General features: G+C 69.1%; 10 protein-coding genes. 5 read left to right on the forward strand and 5 right to left on the reverse strand.

The features are described 5' to 3' along the window. Positions 1-18 precede the first annotated feature (18 nt). The 5 genes from HNR07_RS30250 to HNR07_RS30270 all read right to left on the reverse strand — a co-directional run bounded on the left by HNR07_RS30250 (position 19) and on the right by HNR07_RS30270 (position 9,084). Positions 19-2,118, reverse strand: coding sequence for an acyltransferase family protein (locus HNR07_RS30250; protein ID WP_184372912.1), 2,100 nt, complete (start codon positions 2,116-2,118; stop codon positions 19-21). A gap of 294 nt (positions 2,119-2,412) precedes the next feature. Further along, the gene (locus tag HNR07_RS30255) at positions 2,413-3,897 is read right to left on the reverse strand and encodes a polysaccharide pyruvyl transferase family protein (protein WP_184369292.1); all 1,485 of its coding nucleotides are present in this window, start codon (positions 3,895-3,897) and stop codon (positions 2,413-2,415) included. A 179-nt stretch (positions 3,898-4,076) separates the two neighbouring features. After that, complete coding sequence (locus HNR07_RS30260; RefSeq protein WP_184369295.1) at positions 4,077-5,492, reverse strand: polysaccharide pyruvyl transferase family protein; 1,416 nt, start codon at positions 5,490-5,492, stop codon at positions 4,077-4,079. Between the two features lie 119 nt (positions 5,493-5,611). Then, on the reverse strand, positions 5,612-7,615 hold the full coding sequence (locus tag HNR07_RS30265; RefSeq protein ID WP_246420585.1) for a CDP-glycerol glycerophosphotransferase family protein: 2,004 nt from the start codon (positions 7,613-7,615) through the stop codon (positions 5,612-5,614). Beyond that, complete coding sequence (locus HNR07_RS30270) at positions 7,612-9,084, reverse strand: bifunctional cytidylyltransferase/SDR family oxidoreductase (protein WP_184369298.1); 1,473 nt, start codon at positions 9,082-9,084, stop codon at positions 7,612-7,614. Before HNR07_RS30270 ends, HNR07_RS30265 begins: the two co-directional genes overlap by 4 nt. Before the next feature lie 725 nt (positions 9,085-9,809). Between HNR07_RS30270 and HNR07_RS30275 the strand changes: the two genes are divergently transcribed. From HNR07_RS30275 to HNR07_RS30295, 5 genes are read left to right on the forward strand one after another with little or no spacing between them, the layout of a single operon-like run. After that, positions 9,810-12,515: a phage tail protein gene (locus tag HNR07_RS30275; RefSeq protein WP_184369301.1), complete on the forward strand. Its 2,706-nt coding sequence runs from the start codon at positions 9,810-9,812 to the stop codon at positions 12,513-12,515. A 2-nt stretch (positions 12,516-12,517) separates the two neighbouring features. Then, on the forward strand, positions 12,518-13,396 hold the full coding sequence (locus HNR07_RS30280) for a hypothetical protein (protein ID WP_184369304.1): 879 nt from the start codon (positions 12,518-12,520) through the stop codon (positions 13,394-13,396). After that, on the forward strand, positions 13,393-16,566 hold the full coding sequence (locus tag HNR07_RS30285) for a hypothetical protein (RefSeq protein WP_184369307.1): 3,174 nt from the start codon (positions 13,393-13,395) through the stop codon (positions 16,564-16,566). Before HNR07_RS30280 ends, HNR07_RS30285 begins: the two co-directional genes overlap by 4 nt. After that, entirely contained in the window at positions 16,563-17,210 is a 648-nt protein-coding gene (locus HNR07_RS30290) for a hypothetical protein (RefSeq protein ID WP_184369310.1), read from the forward strand. Before HNR07_RS30285 ends, HNR07_RS30290 begins: the two co-directional genes overlap by 4 nt. Then, the gene (locus HNR07_RS30295; protein WP_017583105.1) at positions 17,207-17,458 is read left to right on the forward strand and encodes a hypothetical protein; all 252 of its coding nucleotides are present in this window, start codon (positions 17,207-17,209) and stop codon (positions 17,456-17,458) included. Before HNR07_RS30290 ends, HNR07_RS30295 begins: the two co-directional genes overlap by 4 nt. Positions 17,459-17,475 lie beyond the last annotated feature (17 nt).

Genomic DNA, 17,475 nt, shown 5'->3' on the forward strand with positions numbered 1-17,475 from the left:
CGGCAGGGGCGGATCAGCTCAGGACCGGTCCCGCTGTTCCACGTGGTCTTCCTGGACGGTCAGGGCGGCCTCGGCCAGAGTGGTCTCACCAGACGGCGCCTGGCCCGTCGCATCGAGCAGGTAGGGCTCCATGACCACGGCCAGGGACCGGGAGAAGGAGTAGGAGAAGTGGTTGGTGTCGTAGAACACCAGCTGGTTCCCGATCACGCCTTGGCAGACGCCGTCCGGGCACAGGTAGTCGGTCATGTCCAGGAACCGGGTGTTGTGCGGGGCGTCGGTGAGGTCCTCGAAGGGGGCCCGCTCCGCCATCGAGTTGGACCGCGGTTCCGAGCACTCCGAGGGGTTGTTGCGGTCCGTGCAGTCGGGCACGTTGAAATTGAATCGGGGGGTGTCCCGGACCGCGACGACGTCGATGCCCATCTCGTCGAGCTGGCGCCAGCGTTCCACGAAGCCCTCGGGGACGTGTTCCTCCCTCCCGGCGGACCTGCTGGTCAGGGAAGCCAGGCCGAACACGGAGTCCGGAGCTAGTTCGGCCAGCTCGGCCATGACGCCCTCGTTCCACTCCGTGCACTCCGCGTACTCCGAACCCCGGTAGGTCTGGACCTCGGAGCTGAACTGGCAGGCGTTCTTGGTCATCGTGACCAGCCGCCACCCGTGCTGGTCGGACAGGTGCCGCAGGGCCTGGAACCAGTGCCGCGCGTGCGAACTGCCCACCAGGGCGATCGTGTAGTCCGACTCCAGGTCGCCGAACTCGCAGGTGACGACCTCGCGGTCGTCGATCAGCGCGTTGCACTCGCGGGTCTGATCGATGGTGTCCCGGGCGGCCGTGGTGGTGTCCGGGTAGACCGGCAGGGCGGGCAGGTTCTCGGCCAGGTCCTGGTCCAGGCGGACGGCGGCACCCGGGTAGGCGAGCGGGTTGGAGCTGAGCTCGGTGCGCAGCTGCTGGTCACGCTCGATGGACTGGCCCCACAAGGCGCCCGCGACCAGTACGGGGATGACGAAGATGATCCCGGCCGCCAGCGACCAGCTCGGCGTGCGCAGCCTGCGGGTGACCCGGTTGACCCCGCCGTCGATCACCCAACTGGTTGCCAGCGCCGCCGAGAACGACGCGCCCAGTACCGCGAAACCGCCGCCCAGCGACGGCTTGACCTGCTCGGTCAGCTCCAGGTAGACGATCAGCACTGGCCAGTGCCACAGGAACAGCGTGTAGGCGTGCCCGCCCAGCCAGGTCAGTGGGCGCAGGCCCAGGAGGCGGTTCGCGGAGAATCGGCTGTTCTCGGCCTCGCCGGCGCCCGAGAGGATGATCAGCAGGGCGGCCAGGGTCGGCCACAGCGAAGCGTACCCCGGGTAGGGCAGGGAATCGCCGATCACGAACCCGCACGTGACGAGCGCGACCAGGCCGAGCCATCCGGCGGCCGTGCGCAGCCGGGCCGGCAGGTCCACCCGGTGGACGACCAGTGCGAGCAGACCGCCCAGCGCCAGCTCCCAGAGGCGGGCGCCGGTGTCGAAGTAGGCCCACACCGGCTCGGTGGAGGTGATCCACAGCGAGTAACCGAAGGAGACCGCGAACACCGAGCCCACGGCCACCAGCGCGGCGCGTCGCACCCGGGCTCCCAGCCAGGCGGCCACCAGTCCTGTGGCGGTGATCAGGAGCGGCCACACCAGGTAGAACTGCCCCTGCACGGCCAGCGACCAGAAGTGCTGGACGGGGCTTGCCGCGGCGTTTTCCGCCATGTAGTCGACCGAGCCCAGCGCCAGGTGCCAGTTCCCGTAGTAGAGCACCGCCGCCCGGACGTCGTCGATGACCGCCATCCACTGCGAGCGCGGGAAGAACAGGTAGGTCATCAACAGGGCCGCGCCGAGTACGACCGCGCCCGCCGGGAACAGCCGTTTGACCAGCTTGGTCCAGAAAGCCGCGAAGTCGATGCGTCCCTCGCGCTCCATCGCCCGGACCAGCGATCCCGTGATGAGGAAGCCGGTGAGCAGCAAGAAGACGTCTACGCCACCGGAGACCGTGCCGAACCAGATGTGGTAGACGGCGATCAGCAGTGCGGCGACGGCGCGGAGCCCCTCGATATCAGGGCGGCGGCGGTTCCTCGGGACGGTCACGGGCGGCATGACGGCTTCGGAGGTGCGGTTCAGGGCAGGAACGGACACAGGTCAGCCTCGGGCTCGACGTAGGTGAAGGCAGGGGCCAGCCGGGTGAAGCGGCTTCGTGCGGCGGGTCGGCTGCCGATCGTGTGGCGGCGCCTGGGGAAGATGCCCTGCCGGTCCAGTATCGGCAGTTCAGGGGAGTGGCCTGCGTCGGGGGCACACCCTGTTGTCGAGTTGAGATGAAATCTGTGTGGATGCGTATCCCCGGGTGACGGGGCGGATGGGGTGCGCCACATCCGCCCCGCCACCCGGGTCGGGTCAGCGGCGCAGCCCGAGTCGGCGCAGGATCTTCCCCGCGAGTCGGCGCAGCCGCATGTACGGGGTGGAACGCACCTGCTTCTCCAGGTTGGCCAGCCTCTTGTCCGCCTTCTTCAGGGCGGCGGTCAGTTCGGCGTTCCGCTTACTGTGCAGTTCCGCCGCCTTGTGCAGGTCCCGGGCCTTCTTCTCCGTGTCGGAGAGCCTGCTCTTGACCCGGGCGTTCTCCTGCCGCAGCCACACCAGCCGGTAGCCCAGGTCTCCGTCGTCCCCACCCCGCCAGGCGGTGACCCCGGGGTGGTGCCGGACCCCCTTGAGTTCCTTCTCGAACGCGGTTCCGCCGTCGCCGTCGGGGCCGTGGACGTGCTCCAGACCGTGCCGGTCCATGAAGGAGACTAGCCGGTCGAACCTCTCACCGTGCCCGGTGTGCATCGCGGTGAAGTCCGCCTCCTCGTACAACCGTTCCGGGAGAAGGGACAGGTCACCGTCCGACGGAAGGTCGGAGACGAGCCGGTGCGGGATGTCGAAGTAGCGGCACAGTTCGAGGGTGCGCGAGTCGTGGCAGAGCACGACGGCCGGGGTCCCGGCGAGCAGGGCCGCGACGTTGCCGTGGATGCGGGTGCCGAAGGCGAAGTCCCGGTCACGAAGCGCTTCGATCCATCGCGGTGTGTCGAGGTACAGGCGGGTGCGGTCCTCAGTGAGCAGTCGGTGGGAGCGGACCAGCGGTGCGGGGGAGCGCTCCTGGTTCTCGACGGACAGGTCTCCCCAGTGCAGCAGTTCCAGGTCCCGGCGCTCCTGGCCCAGGTAGACGAGATCGGGGTAGCGGTCCAGGGCGGCGTCCATCAGCCGGTTCAGGGACTCGCTGTCGAGGTCGCTGCCCGGGATGTTGCCCGACTCGTACGAGATGTTCACGGCGATCCGGGACGTGGTGCTCAGCCCGGCCGGATCCTTGCGCACCTCCAGGTGGCGGCCGTGGGTGAACATCGAGGGGCAGCCGATGATCTCCACGTCGTTGAAACCCAGCCCCTTGAGGTACTTCTCGGTGATCTCACCGCGGACCCCGATGGAGGGAGAACGGTCCAGCACCGCGGAGCAGAAGCGGCGCACGTCCGCCTCGATGGGCGCCAGGTGCCCGGTACCCCCGTCCATACCCGCCTGGGTGCCGACCCCGAACACCACCACGGGGATGTCGAGCTTCTCGACCAGCGCGGACAGTTGGTTGAGCTGCCCCCGGAAGTTGGGCCGCAGGGCGTTGGCCAACGGGATGACGAACAGGTCGTACTCGTCGTTGATGCGGTCGGCCTCCTCCGCCCTGGCCCGGTACCTGTTGGGTGTGATCTGGTTGCCGGGTGTGCTCAGGAATTTCCAGATGGCATCGCTGAACAGCAGGTTCCCGGTGTTTCCGGCGATGAGGCCGCGCTGGAGGATGTCGGTGGGGGCAGCCGTCTCGAACGGGCTGCGGCCCGCTCGCATGAGGATTCTGGACATGGGTGTGGCCTTCCGGCTTGGATGCAGCGTGCGCGCGTGTGCGTTCCGTTCGAACACGTGTGTTCGGCTGGGGCAAAGGGGCCCAGAGAAGACAGAGGCCGCCGAGGAGACCCTCGGCGGCTGTCTTAGCTCACAGTCAGACCCGGGACATCAAGGGAACCGGATGTCGGGTTCTGGGCTCAGCGTCGAAGACCGAGCTTGCGGAGGATGCGTCCGGCCAGACGGCGCGCCCTGCGTACGGGGTGGTTGGCATGAGACTTTTCCAGGGAACGGAGACGCTTCTCCAGCGCGATCCGCTTGGCGTTCTGACTTTCCAGGCTCTTGACGCGCTTGGTGAGCTGCGAGACCTTCGCGTCCGACTCGGCCTGTCGGTGCTTGAGGTAGCCGATCCGCGCACTGACCCCTTCTTCAGCGCTGGTCCACGCATCGACTCCCGGCGGGTAGGCGGTGGTCCGGACCCGCTCCTCGAAGGCTTTGCCGCCGTCCTCACCGGGTTGGTGGACGTGGTCGAGGCCGTTCTTGTCCAGGAACGAGGTGAACCGTGCGAACCGCTCGGCGTGCCCCGCGTGCATCGCGGTGTAGTCAGCCTCCTCGTACAGTTCCGCGGCGTCCAGGTCCGGGGTCAGGCCCCGGATGGCGCGGTGCGGAATGTCGAAGTAGCGGCACAGCTCCAGAGTCCGGGAGTCGTGGCACAGGACGTATCCCGGGGTTCCGGCCAGCAGGGCGGCGATGTTGCCGTGGATGCGGGTGCCGAACGCGAAGTCGAACTCCGAGAGGGACTCGATCCAGGTGGCAGGATCCAGGTGGACGTTGACCCGGTTCTGCTCGAAGAGCGGGTGCGTGCGGTGCAGGGGCATCCGGTTGTGCTGGTCGGTCACTCCGGAGGCGTCACCCCAGTACAGCAGGGAAAGGTCCTTGGTCTCCTGGGCGAAGTAGCGCATCTCGGGGTAGCGCTCGAAGTTCGCTGAGACGATACCGCCGACGTCACCGGCGCCGAGTGCGCTGCGCGAGGCGTTCACCGCGACCTTGGAACCGGCGGTGAGCCGGTCCGTCTTCTTGGTGACGTCGAGGTGGTCGCCGTACATGAACATCGACGGGCAGCCGATGACTTCTACGTCGTTGAAGCCCAGGGACTTGAGGTAGCTCTCGGTGAACTCGCCGCGGACCCCGATCGAGGCGGACCGGTTGAGGACGGCGGTGACGAACCGTTTCACCGGGGCGTCGAGCGGGGCCATCCTGTCGAGGCTGTAGTCGAGGTCCGACTGGGCTCCGACACCGAGGACGACCACGGGGATGGTCAGTTTCTCGATGAGGGAGCTGAGGTTGTTCAGGTGGCCGGTGAACGATTCCCGGAACGCGTTGGCGAGCGGTACGACGAAGGCGTCGTATTCCTCGTTGATCCGCTCGGCGTCGGCAGCGTCCGCCCGGAAGCCGTTGGCCACGACCTCGGTTCCGGAGGTCTGCAGGGTCTTGTGGCTGGCCTGGCTGAAGATCAGGTTTCCGGCGTTGTTGCCGAAGATGTTCTGTTCGATGGCGGCCCCGGGGCCGACGATGTGGAAGGGGTCCTTCTTGGACCGCAGGAGTACGCGCTTCATGGTGGGATGCCGTTCGAAGGTAAGGGTGCTGTGGCTTGGCGGTGGCCCGGAAGAGCCGTGTGCGGTGAGGAGCGGGTCCGTGCGGACGGGCCCGCCCCCTGAGCCAGGGGACCGCAGGCTCAAGAAGCCAGAGTCGGTTGCCGCCCGGGTTCGGCCGTTGCGCGCTCCAGGGGTTCGACAGCCAGCGGCCGCAGTTCACAGCCGCGCTGGTAGAGGTCGTCGACGGCTTCGTTGAAGCGCCTTTGGGAATCCGGCCCGCCGAGCAGGTAGGTGCGGAGGTCGGCGCGTTCGGCGGCGAGCCGGTCCGGCTCTGTCCCGTGGACGGCGTCGAGTGCCTCGTTGACACCGTCGCCGTTCGGAGAGAACAGGTAGGCGGCGCTGGCGGTGGGGTGCTTGGTCCGAAACTCGTCGTCGGTGATGCCCTCGCAGTTGGTCACGGCGTAGGGCTTCTCCGTGGCGATGAAATCGGCGACCACGCTGGAGATGTCGCTGATCAACAGGTCGGCCTGATGGAAGCAGGAGTACAGGGACGGCCGCGGCCCCTGGATGACTAGGTGCTCGGTGTCGCCCCTGCTTCGCCAGTAGGCCTCGTGCCACTGAGCGGACAGTTCGCGCAGGCGGGTGACCGCCTGGGGGTCGGCGTTGCCCTCCTCCCGCGAGTTGTGCGCTTCGTCGGTGCTGCCGCTGTCGGCGTCGAAGGCGGCCAGACGTTTTTCCAGGTCTTCCAGGGGCGGCAGAGCGCCGCTCTTGGCAGGGGAGCCCTGGTTGGCGTCCTGGATGAGCGAGACGATGGTCCTGTGTGCCTTGCGGGCATCGGCTGATCGCATACCGGTGAAGGGGTGGGGTTTGTACAGCACCCGTACCTTCGGTTCGGCGGCCAGGAGCGCGCGGATCAGGGTGGGCCCGGCGTCGATCAGCGAGGTGTTGCCGGGTTCGTCGGTCCAGCCCTCCCAAGTGGGGGCGTACAGGACGGTGCGAACCGAGTTGGGCGCGGTGTCGGTGCTGATCTCGTCGAGCTGGGGTCGGCCCACCTCGACGATCTCGTCGGTGCGCACGCCGACCCGGGCGAGGTCGTAGCGGTCGCGCCCGGCGCGCCCGGCGGTCCACACCTCGTCGTAGACCTTGCTGTAGGGGTTGATGCTGGCGATCTTGTCGCTGTCGCCGTGTCCGATGAACACGTGCTTGATGACGGGGTTGCGCAGCATGTGGATGTTCTTGCCGGTGTTGGCGGGGTAGAGGGCCACGCGCGCGGGACCGAAGTCGAGTGCCATCAGGTCGGTGGCGGCCGGGACGCACAGGACCGGGATGCGGGTGGGCGCGAGCTGCGCGGCGATGGCGCGTTCACGGAGCACGATCAGCACCCGCCTGGGCATGCGGTCCAGCGTCTCCAACCACATGTTGGCCTGGTAGGTGGAGTCGGAGGAACCGGAGAAGTACATGATCACCTCCGGCCGGTAGGTGTCCAGCCAGGCCTGGGTGAACTCCATGACCTTGGGCGCGGGCGGGATGGTGCGTGCGCGGTTGTAGTGCCACCCCACCAGAGCCAGGGCCAGGGCGGTCACCGCGACCGAGACGGCCGCGCCGACGGTGACTGCGAGACTCGACCCGAAGGCCGTGAAGGCGGCCACACCGGTGACGAGGAAGACGTCCAGGGGCAGCAGCCGGCTCATGGGCTCGCGGATGAGCGGCATGGGCGGACTGTCGGGGATACGCAGGGAGCTGAGGTCGATGTTGCGGGTGACCACGGGCAGTCGTCGGTGGACGCGGAGCTGGCGGGCCGCGACACCGCACACCAGTTGGAGGCCGAACAGCGCCAGGAAGGTCAACAGGACCAGCCCGATACCGGTCGAGGTGGCGGTCTCCGAGGTGATCAGCAGACCGAGTGCGAGGAGCTGGCGCAGCAGCGTCCGCGGGGTGATGCCCAGACGCACCTGCTGGATGCTCTTGGAGAACTCGGTGAAGCGGTGCAGCAGAATCGCGTCGAGCAGGTAGCTCCCGAACGCGCCGATGAGGAACACCCACCAGAGGCCGCTGATGACACCGGCCAGCATCGTCAGGTAGGACAGCGAGAGCAGGGCGCTGCCGACCAGGTTCTGCCGTGTCAGCTTCTGGCGCAGACTCATTTGGCGCTCTCCTTCTGCGAGGCCGCGGCGTCGTTGGACACCCCGGAAAGGTCTTCTCGGCGCACGTCGATGACGTGGCCGGTCAGGTCGGAGAGCAACACGTCGATGGAGGTGCGGGCGACTTTGTCGGCGCTGAGCAGACTGCCGGCGGGTTCCTCGCCGAAGGCCTTGGTGCGCATGGGGGTCTGGGTGCGTTCGGGGTTGATGCAGTTGATGCCTACTCCGTCCTCGGACCATTCGTCGGCCAGGGCCTGAGTGAGGTTGACGGTGGCGGCCTTGGTGGAGGAGTAGAGGCTGTACTCGCCGCGGCCTCGGGTGTAGGAGCTGGAGGTGTAGAGCAGTAGCTGGCCACCGGTCTGGGCCAGGTACGGGAAGGCGGCGCGGGCGATGTTGACCGGGGCGAGGTAGTTGACCCTGAGGGTCTCCTCGATCTCGGCGTTGCTGGTCTGGTCCAGGCGTCCGATCCGCAGGACACCGGCGGTGTTGACGACGTAGTCGATGCGGCCGGTGGCGGAGTGGGCCTGTTCCAGGGCCTGGGCCACCTCGGTGGGGTTGGCGACGTTGGTGCGGGTGGCGCTGCGCGAGTAGCGGAAGACGCGGGCACCGTGTTTCTCGGCCAGGTCGGCGACTCCGGCACCGATACCGTAGCTGCCGCCGAAGACCACCACCGTTTTCCCGGCCAGTTCCCGCGTGTAGTCCTGTTCGGAGTACCGGGGAGTGGCGGAGGTGGCGAGTTGGAAGAGCTTGTCGGCGATGAAGATGTCGACCGGTTGGGTGACCTTCATGTTCTGCTCTTCGCCGGCGACCACGTGGATGGGTACGTCGGGTGCGTAACGCAGTACGACGGTGCAGTCGTCGGTGGCTTCGAAACCGGGGTCGTTCCAGGCTTTGGCATAGGCCTCGCGGATGGTGGACATCCGGAAGGCCTGGGGGGTCTGTCCGCGTCGCAGCCGGGAGCGGGTGGGGACGTCGGTGATGATGTCGTCGTCGTTGACCTCGATGATGGTGTCCGAGGACGGGATGGCCACGTCCACGGCCTCGTAGGTCTCCAGGGCGGCGACGCAGTCGTCGATGACCCTCTGGGAGAGCATGGGGCGAACGGCGTCGTGGAAGAGGACGTTGGTGTTGGCCGAGGAGTAGTGGGCGAGGGCGTCCAGGGCGAGCTGTGTGGTGGCGTTGCGGGAGGTGCCGCCGGGCAGCACCCGGGAGACCTTGGACAGCCCGGCCTTCTGCACGATAGTTTCGGCGTCGGTGACGAAGCCGGGGTTCATCATGACGATGACCTCGTCGACGGCTTCGGACCGTTCGAAGATGTCGAGGGTGTGCTCGAGGATGCTCTTCCCCGCGATTTTCAACAGCTGTTTGGGTGTGGCCAGGCCGATGCGCTGACCGCTGCCTCCGGCCAGGACGACCGCGACGGTCCTGGTCGGGAATCGGGTGTGCGCGCTCGTCGAGGGTGTCGCGGGCAAAGTCGTCTCCCAAGCTGTGTGGAGTCCTGTAGACCGCTCCTGGAGGTGTTCACACAGGAGAGGCGGGCCCCGGGATGTGCGAGGAACGAGATCTCGTCCCTGAGGATCTGGTTCGCCGAAGGGCAAGGCCAAGCCGCGCCGGGCGGCCGCGAGGTATTCCCGTGGGCATCAGGTAGACGCCCGACGTTTTGCGTAGGTTTACCGTTATTTTAGTGCCTTGTGTGACACCTTGGGGTGCTCGCCTGGTCGCACTGCGGAGGTGCTTCCGGAACGCGCCGATCTTTCGTCGGTGATCCATCGACCATCGCCTTCCGCGTCCGATTCGGGAGTAGCGCCGCATGATCCGGCGACGCCGCCGGTCGGATCGGGCCTCCGCAGCCAGCGGTGACGCCGACGCCAGCGACTCCGGCGAACTCCGGTTCGGCCCAGGTGCTTGCGTTCCTCCCCGGCCTGTGGCACGCTCTATCGCAGCACCACAGGTGTGTTCAACCCGGCCCAGAGCCGGGTTTTCGTGTTTCCGGGGCCCTGTCACCCCAGTCCGACGCCGTAGCGCCGCGCTCACGGATGGCTTGAGCCATCCCACAAGGGCCCCGTGCTCGCCTGCCCCGGTCACCCCTCGACGCCTGAGACGTCCTCTTCGTTGCTGACCGGCGGCCTTCGCGTCGTTTCTGCCCTCTTCCTGGTCACAGGGCCCAGCCATGTCTACAGCGAAGAAGAGGTGAGTGATGTCCGGTGCTGTTTCTGTGCGTGTTGACCTCATTCCGGAGTTTCAGAGCATCGGTAACCAGATCCGCAAGGAGGTGGAGAAGGACCTGGCCACACTGCCCAAGGTGGGCCAGCAGGCGGGAAACGAGGTCAGTACACAGTTCGCGAACGCGGTGACCGGGCAGATCTCCTCGGCGTTGTCAGGTACCCCGCCCGCGGTGCAGGCCCTGGGTGATCGGGTCGGGTCCACCCTGAGCTCCTCGATCGTGGGAGCGGGCGAGCGGGTGGGCGCCGAGCTGGGATCGACGCTGATCAACGGTGTCTCACCGAGCGTGCAGGCGATGTTCGACGGACTTCCCTCGGCTGCGAGCGGTGCCGCCTCCCAAGCTGCTGACTTCCTGATCACCACTCTGCCCCAGGCGGGTTCGCAAGCTGCTTCCCAGGCGGCGAACTTCCTGACCACCACCCTGCCCCAGGCCGGGGCGGAGGCCGGGCAGGAGTTGGGATCGCGGTTGAGCAGCGCCGCCACCGGGCTCTTCGAGTCGGGGATGCGGCAGCTGCCCGGTGTGGTCTCGAACCTGGGCGACCAGGCGGGCCAGATACTCCAGGAGAAGCTGCCCGAAGCCGGTGCCGACGCCGGCCGGGAGCTGGGCACCAAGCTGGCTGACGGTGCCAACGACCTGATCACGCAGGGCCTGTCGGGGATGCCCCCTTCGGTCCAGGCCCTGGGGCAGCGGGCCGGGGACTTCCTCAGCGAGACCCTGCCCGGATACGGGGCCAAGGCCGGTGAGGAGCTGGGCTCCAAGGTCGCCGACGGTGCGGTGTCCCTGATCGAGAGCGGTGTCGAGGGCCTGCCGGGGATCATCGACGGGGTCACCTCCACCATGGGCAGTCTGTTCAAGGGCCAGATGCCCTCGATCGGGCTCAGCGGTGGCTCCGAGCTGGGCTCCAAGCTCAGCGACACCGCGATGGGCCTGATCGGTGGCGGCCTGGACGCCCTGCCCGACATCGTGGACAACCTGGGGGCCAAGGCCGGAAAGCTCCTGGTGGACAAGGTCACCGAGGGCGCGGCCGACGCCGGTCGCCAGGGCGGCGAGAAACTCGCCTCCAAGGCCAACGAGATGATCGAGTCGGGGCTCTCCAGCATGCCTCCGGCGGTACAGCAGTTCGGTGCCCAGGTGGGCGAGACCCTGAGCGCCACGCTGCCCGACGCGGGTGAGCAGATCGGCCGCGCCCTGGCCGGGAAGCTGGTGGACACGGCCGGGCCGGTGGTCTCCAAGGGCTTCTCGGCGGGAACCGACGCCCTGCGCAACATGGCCTCCGGCTTCCGCTCGGCGGGCTCCAGCGCCTCCGGGTTCTCCCGGAACCTCACGATGGCCAGCGCGGCGAGCAAGGTCGCCGCGGTGGGTAAGAAGGGCCTGGCCGCCGCCCAGAAGGTGTTGAACACGGTGATGCGCGCCAACCCGATCGGGTTGATCGTGACAGCCCTGGCTGCTCTGGCCGCGGGTCTGGTCTATGCCTACAACAACAGCGAGACGTTCCGTGAGGTCGTGGACGCGGTGTTCTCCTTCGTCAAGGACATCGCCGAGGACGTCATGGGCTTCTTCACCGAGACCCTTCCCGGGATGTGGGAGGCGCTGAAGGAGAAGGCCCAGGAGTTCTGGGACGGTCTGGTCGGTCTGATCGAGACCGCCTGGGAGTGGATCAAGGCGATCATCGCGCACCACCCGTTCGTGATCCTGTTCACCTACTGGGACGAGATCAAGGAGGTCATCGGGCAGGTCTGGGACTGGCTGGTGGAGAAGACCACGCAGGTGTGGGACTCGATCATCGAGACGATCACCGGGGTGGCGCAGGGGATCGCCGACTTCCTGACCGGGGTCTGGGATTCGATCACCTCGGCGGTGGAGGCCGCCTGGACGTGGGTGACGGGCCTGATCTCGGGGGCCTGGGACTCGATCCTGGCCCTGGTGGGTTCGGCGGTCCAGTGGGTGGTGGACCGGGTCACCTCGTTCCGCGACCGGGTGGTGGCGGTCTTCACGGCGGTGCGCGATCGGGCCCAGGAGATCTTCACGGCGGTCCGGGAGCGGGTCGTGGCGATCGTGAGCGCTTTGCGTGATCGGGCGGTGGCGATCGTGACCGCGATCCGGGAGCGGATCGTGAGCACCTTCACCGGTGCCCGTGACCGGGCGGTGGAGGCGTTCTCGGCTATGCGGGACCGGGTGCGGGAGCGGATCGAGGGTCTGATGACCACGGTCCGGGAGATCCCGGACAAGGTCAGGGAGGCGTTCTCCAATGCCAAGACCATCCTGCTCCAGGCCGGTAAGAACATCATCACCGGTCTGATCGACGGTGTGAAGAACATGATCGGTTCGTTGAAGGACCAGTTCTCCAAGGTCACCAACATGATCCCGGACTGGAAGGGGCCGCGCCGGGTGGACCGGCGGCTGCTGACCCCGGCGGGCCGGATGATCATGGACGGTCTGATGGGCGGTATCGACGACAAGCTGCCCGACCTGCGCGGGCAGCTGGGGGACGTGACCGGCGAGATCAGCAGCCGCATCGTCCCGCCCTCCCTGGAAGTGCGACGGCACGCCGCGAGCACGGGCGGGGCCGCCGCGGCCCAGCCCACCATCCAGGTCGTCAACCACTACCCCCAGGCCGAGCCGACCTCGGCCACCGTCAACCGTTCCCTCCAGTACGCCGCCGCGATCGGAGTGGTGTGACCATGCCCTTCCCCACCTATTCAGTGGACGGGGTCGCCCTGGACTCCCCGGGGTGGCACCTGGCCCCCGGAACCCAGCTGCGACCCCTGCCCGCGGTCCGGTCCGTCGAGGTCCGGCTGCCCGGCCGGGCCGGGGACGTACCCGTCCTGGGCCTGGACCACGAGGCCACCAGCCTCGGCCTGACCCTCAACGTCACCGACCGCGACCACCAGGGGCGCCGAGGCGGTTTCCCCGGGCTCGAACGCAACCTGGAGGCCCTGGCCGGGCTCTTCGGAACCCGGCACCGCCTCCTGGACCTGCGCTACCACGTCGACGCGCGCACCACCCGCCGTGCGGACGCCGAGGTGATCTCCTCGGCCGAACCCGAGGTCGACGTGGCCTCGGCCCGTGCCCGCCTGACCGTGCTCGTCCGGATCCCGGGCGTGTACTGGCGGGGCACCGACCTGTCCACCTGGCAGGCCCGCCTGCTCACCGACCCGCCCGAAGAGGGGACCGTGGTCAGCTGGCTCTCCGGCTCGACCGCGCCGGTCACCGACGCGCGGGTCGAGATCCGCGGCCGGGCCGACCACCCCGCGGTCGTGGACGTCGCCACCGGCGGCGGCTTCACCTGGGCCGGGTCGCTCAGCCCGAACCAGGGGCTGGCGGTGGACTGCGCGGCCATGCGCGCCCACCGCTTCCCGCTGGACTCCCCCGGGGACCACGAGGACGTCACCGGCCTGGTCAGCGGGATCGGACCGGGTTCGGCCTCCCGATGGCTCCACCTCACCCCGGCGCTGGTGCGCGGCAACCCGCACCAGCGGCACGTCAGGGTCCGCGCGGGCGCGGTGTCCGCTGGTGAGGCGACCGAGATCCGGATCAGCGCGAGGAGGTCATTCCTGTGAACGGTTTCGATATCCGCCTGGTGGCCCTGGCTCCCAACGGGGAGGAGCTGGGGCCGCTGCCGTATCCGAACAGTGTCGAGGTGGGTCAGCCCTACAACGACCTTCCCTCCCTACGCGTGGACTACTCCGCCCACGCCCCGGGCGCCTCTCACCTGGAGCGCCCCTGCGAGGTGGCCGTCCAGACCTACGATCCCGACACCGGGGAGTGGACCGAGGGGCCCGACTCCCGGTTCCTGCGGGTCAAGCGCTCCGGCGACCTGACCGACCCGACCGGTGCCCGCTCCTACCAGATGCCCGGTTACGGGTGGCAGCTGCGCAAGCTCCGCCTCTACCCGTCCGCCACCGGCACGGAGACCGAGGAAGGCAAGCGCGCCTTCGCGGGCGCCACGGTCGGCACGGTCCTGCGCACCTGGATCAACGAGGGGCGCTCCCGGGGCGCCCTGCCCGGCCTGGAGGCCGACTTCGACACCCAAGTGGACTCCGCGGGCCGGGAGTGGGACACCGCCCTGACCCTCGACTACGAACTCGGCACCGACCTGCTCTCCGTCCTGGAGGGCATGGCCGAACAGGGGGTGTGCGACTGGCGGTTCGAGGGACGGACGCTGCGGGTGTTCGCCCCCGACACCGTGATGGCCCGCGACCTGGCCTCGGGGCCGGCCCCGGTCGACCTCAGGCTGGGCCGCGACATCACCGAGGCCCCCACCGACGCCAGCCTGGAGGACCTGGTCTCCCACCTGTTCGTGGCGGGGGACGAGGGCTTCCGGCTGGAGGTGGACAACCCCGGGGCGCAGATGCCCTGGGGGCGCTGGGAGGACTACCTCACCCAGGGCGGGGTCAGCGACGAGGGCACGGCACGGCTGCTCGCCGGAGCCGCCCTCCAGCGCGGGGCCCGGGAACGGGTCCAGATCACCCGGGGGCTGATGCCGCGGGTCGCACGCTGGCTGCCCTGGCGGGACTACCGCCCCGGCGACCTGATCCTGGCCCCGGACGGGGAGGGGCACATGGCGTCGCTGCGGTTGCGCCAGATCACCCTGTCCCGCGACCAGGACGGGGCGGTCACCGGAAACCTGGTCCTCAACGACCGCTTCCTGGAGGCCGAGATCCGCCGTGCCAGGCGCACCACCGCCCTGACCGGCGGCAGCGTGGGCAACGGCGGCAGCGGGGCGCAGCCCGCTCCGGAGGGCCCGGACACCCGGCGCCCCGTTGCTCCCCAGGGGTTGGCCGTGCACAGCGACGCCTACCTGGACGCCGACGGCGCGGCCCAGGGGTACGCCGGGCTCACCTGGTCACCGGTGGACACCGCCACCGACGGCGGTGCCATCGACACGGGCGCCTACCAGGTGTACGGGCGCCGCAACGTCACCGGGCAGGTGTGGCGCCGCCTGGTGTCGGTGGACCACCCCGACACCGCGATCGGCCTCTCACCCCTGCCGGTCGGCCAGGAGTGGGCCTTCAAGGTCCGGGCGGTGTCCTCCCGCAACGGGCTGGCCGGACCGTTCGGCCCGCAGGAGGTGGTGACGCTGGCCAGCGACACGGAGGCTCCGCCGGTGCCCTCCGCCCCGCTGCTGTCCACCCGCCTGGGGGTGATCAGTGCCGAGTGGGACGGAGCCGGAGCCGGGGGAGAACCCATGCCCGCCGACTTCCGGCACGCCCGCCTGTGGATGCGCGGCGACCAGGGCTGGGAGCACCGGTTCGACTACCAGGGGCCGCCCCGGGAGCCCTGGACGGTCGAACACGGCACCCTCGCGGTCACGGACGAGGGGCTCGCGCTGAACGGATCGGCCACCCTGGTCCGCGACCTGGGCGGCCTCGACCAGACGCTGGAGCTGGTGGCGCGGCGGGTCGACGAGGACCGGGGCACCCTGTGGCTGGCACCGCGTGCGGGCGACGCCCCGGAACGGGGGAGCCACTACACCCCCGAGGTCCCGGTCGACCTCTACGAGGTACCCCTGGGGCAGAGCGTCGTCGTACGGATCCAGACCCAGGGCACCCGGGTCCGGGCGTGGCTGGACGGGACCCTCGTCCACGACGCCCCGCTCACCTGGGGACAGCGGTTCGGCACCCGGTTCGCCGTCGAGGGCACCGGGGTCGTTCTGCGCGAGGCGCGCGTCCCCGCCACGGACACCTGGGAGCCGATCGCGCTCCTGGAGGGGCCCACCACGATCACCGTGGCCGGACAGCCCTACAACACGCCCCGCTGGTTCCGCCTCACCGCCGTCGACCGCTCGGGCAACGAGTCCGACCCGAGCGCGGAGGAGGTCACCCGGACCGAACCCCTGGTCGACGTCGACCTCCACCCGGGCACCGTCAAGGCCGCCCACATCCAGGCCAACGCGGTGACGGCGGACAAGATCGACGCCGGTGCGGTCGAGGCCGGGCACATCCGGGCCGGGGCAGTCGAGAGCAGGCACATCACCGCCGACGCCGTCAACGGCAAGACGATCACCGGTGCCGTGGTGCGGTCCTCGGCCGGGCCGGGCCCCCGCTGGCAGGCGGACGGCAACGGGATCCGCTTCTGGAACCAGAACAACCAGGTGACCTTCAACGCCAGCACGGCGACGGGCAGCGTCCTGGCCACGGGGCGGTTCCAGACCGCCAGCAGCGGTAACCGGGTGTGGATCGACGGCAACCTCCGGGGCCGTCCGCGGATGGAACTGCACACGGGCGACAGCAGCCAGGCGCAGCCCAACGTCTTCGCCATGGGCCAGCAGTCGGACGGGTTCCCCACAGGTTCCCTGGTGGTGAGCGGCCGTGAGCAGACGATCAACAGCACCGGCCGCGCCGACCTGGTCCTGGAGCACGGCGGCGATTTCAAGCTGGTCCAGAACCACGGCGCCAACAGCCAGGTGGGGATACACAAGACGGGTCGGACGCTGAGGTTCCGAGGTGCCCTGCCCAGCGGGATGTTCGGCGGCACCAACACCTTCATGGCCCGTGGCTTCAACCCCCAGGGGGAGAGCTGGACGTGGTGGCAGTGGTCCTGGGGGACGCCGATCCCCTCGGGCCGGTCCGCCATCCCCTTCGTCCAGCTCCGCTCCGGCAACCCGGAAGGCATGTCCGTCTCCGTCAGCGGGGCGAACTCAACCGGATTCAGGATCGAAAAACGCCCGTCGGGAGCTCAGCACTACTACCTGTGGGCTGTTCTCAAGGAAGGAGGGCACGGCGAATGACGGCTGTGCGCATGTATTACCGGGACGACGACCGGGTGGACATCGTCGAGGGGCAGCGGATCAGGTCGGTGCCGCTGGAGGCGGTGGCGACACGGCTGGAGCTCCTGGGCTACACCGACCCGGCCGACGGCCTGGCCGCCTGCCTGGCCGAAATGGATCAGGTCGAGGACGACGACTCGCACCCCTACGACCAAGTCTACGAGACCTATTTGCCGTATCTGAGACGGGAACGGGGCTACCGCGACGTCGAGGAGCCCGAATCCGCCGCCGCGCAGGGCGGTCCGGGCCGGACGGGGGCGCTCTCCGGGGGCCTGCTCTCAGCTGGCCCGAGCGCTGACGGGCAGTTCTCCGCCGGGTCCGGTGCCGCCGCGGAGTCCCCTCTGGCCGCAGCGCTGGAGGAGGCCCGCCGCAGGGCGCGCACGCAGCTGGGTGCCCCCGAACCGGGGGCGGGCCGGTCCGCGGCCGCCACCGTGAGCGGCATCTCGGCGGTGAGCCGATCCGGCACGGCCTCCCCGTCCGCTGAGGAGACCGCGTCCCATCAGGAGGTCCTGGCCCGGCTCCGGAAGGAACCCCTGATCGCCGAACTCCGCGCGGAGTTCAGGGACCAGCTCGTTCCACTGATGGAACCCCGGGGGAGCGCTTGACGTCCCCCGCACCCGAGCACAACCCCTTCTCCTCCGTGGTCACCGCGCGTGACGTCTACGACGCGACCCGCGAGACCCAGGCCGACGTACGCAACGCCCTGACCCGGCTGACGGCCCTGGAGCGCGAACACGCCGAGTTCAGACACCGGCTCACCGCCCTGGAGCGCTGGCGCTACGCACTCCCGATCACCGGGATAAGCGCCGCTCTGGCCGCTCTGGGCGCGGTCCTCACCGCCCTGATCGGTTGACGCCCCCGGGTCCCGTC

Origin of the sequence: Nocardiopsis metallicus (assembly GCF_014201115.1) — a bacterium.
GTDB lineage: Bacteria > Actinomycetota > Actinomycetes > Streptosporangiales > Streptosporangiaceae > Nocardiopsis > Nocardiopsis metallicus.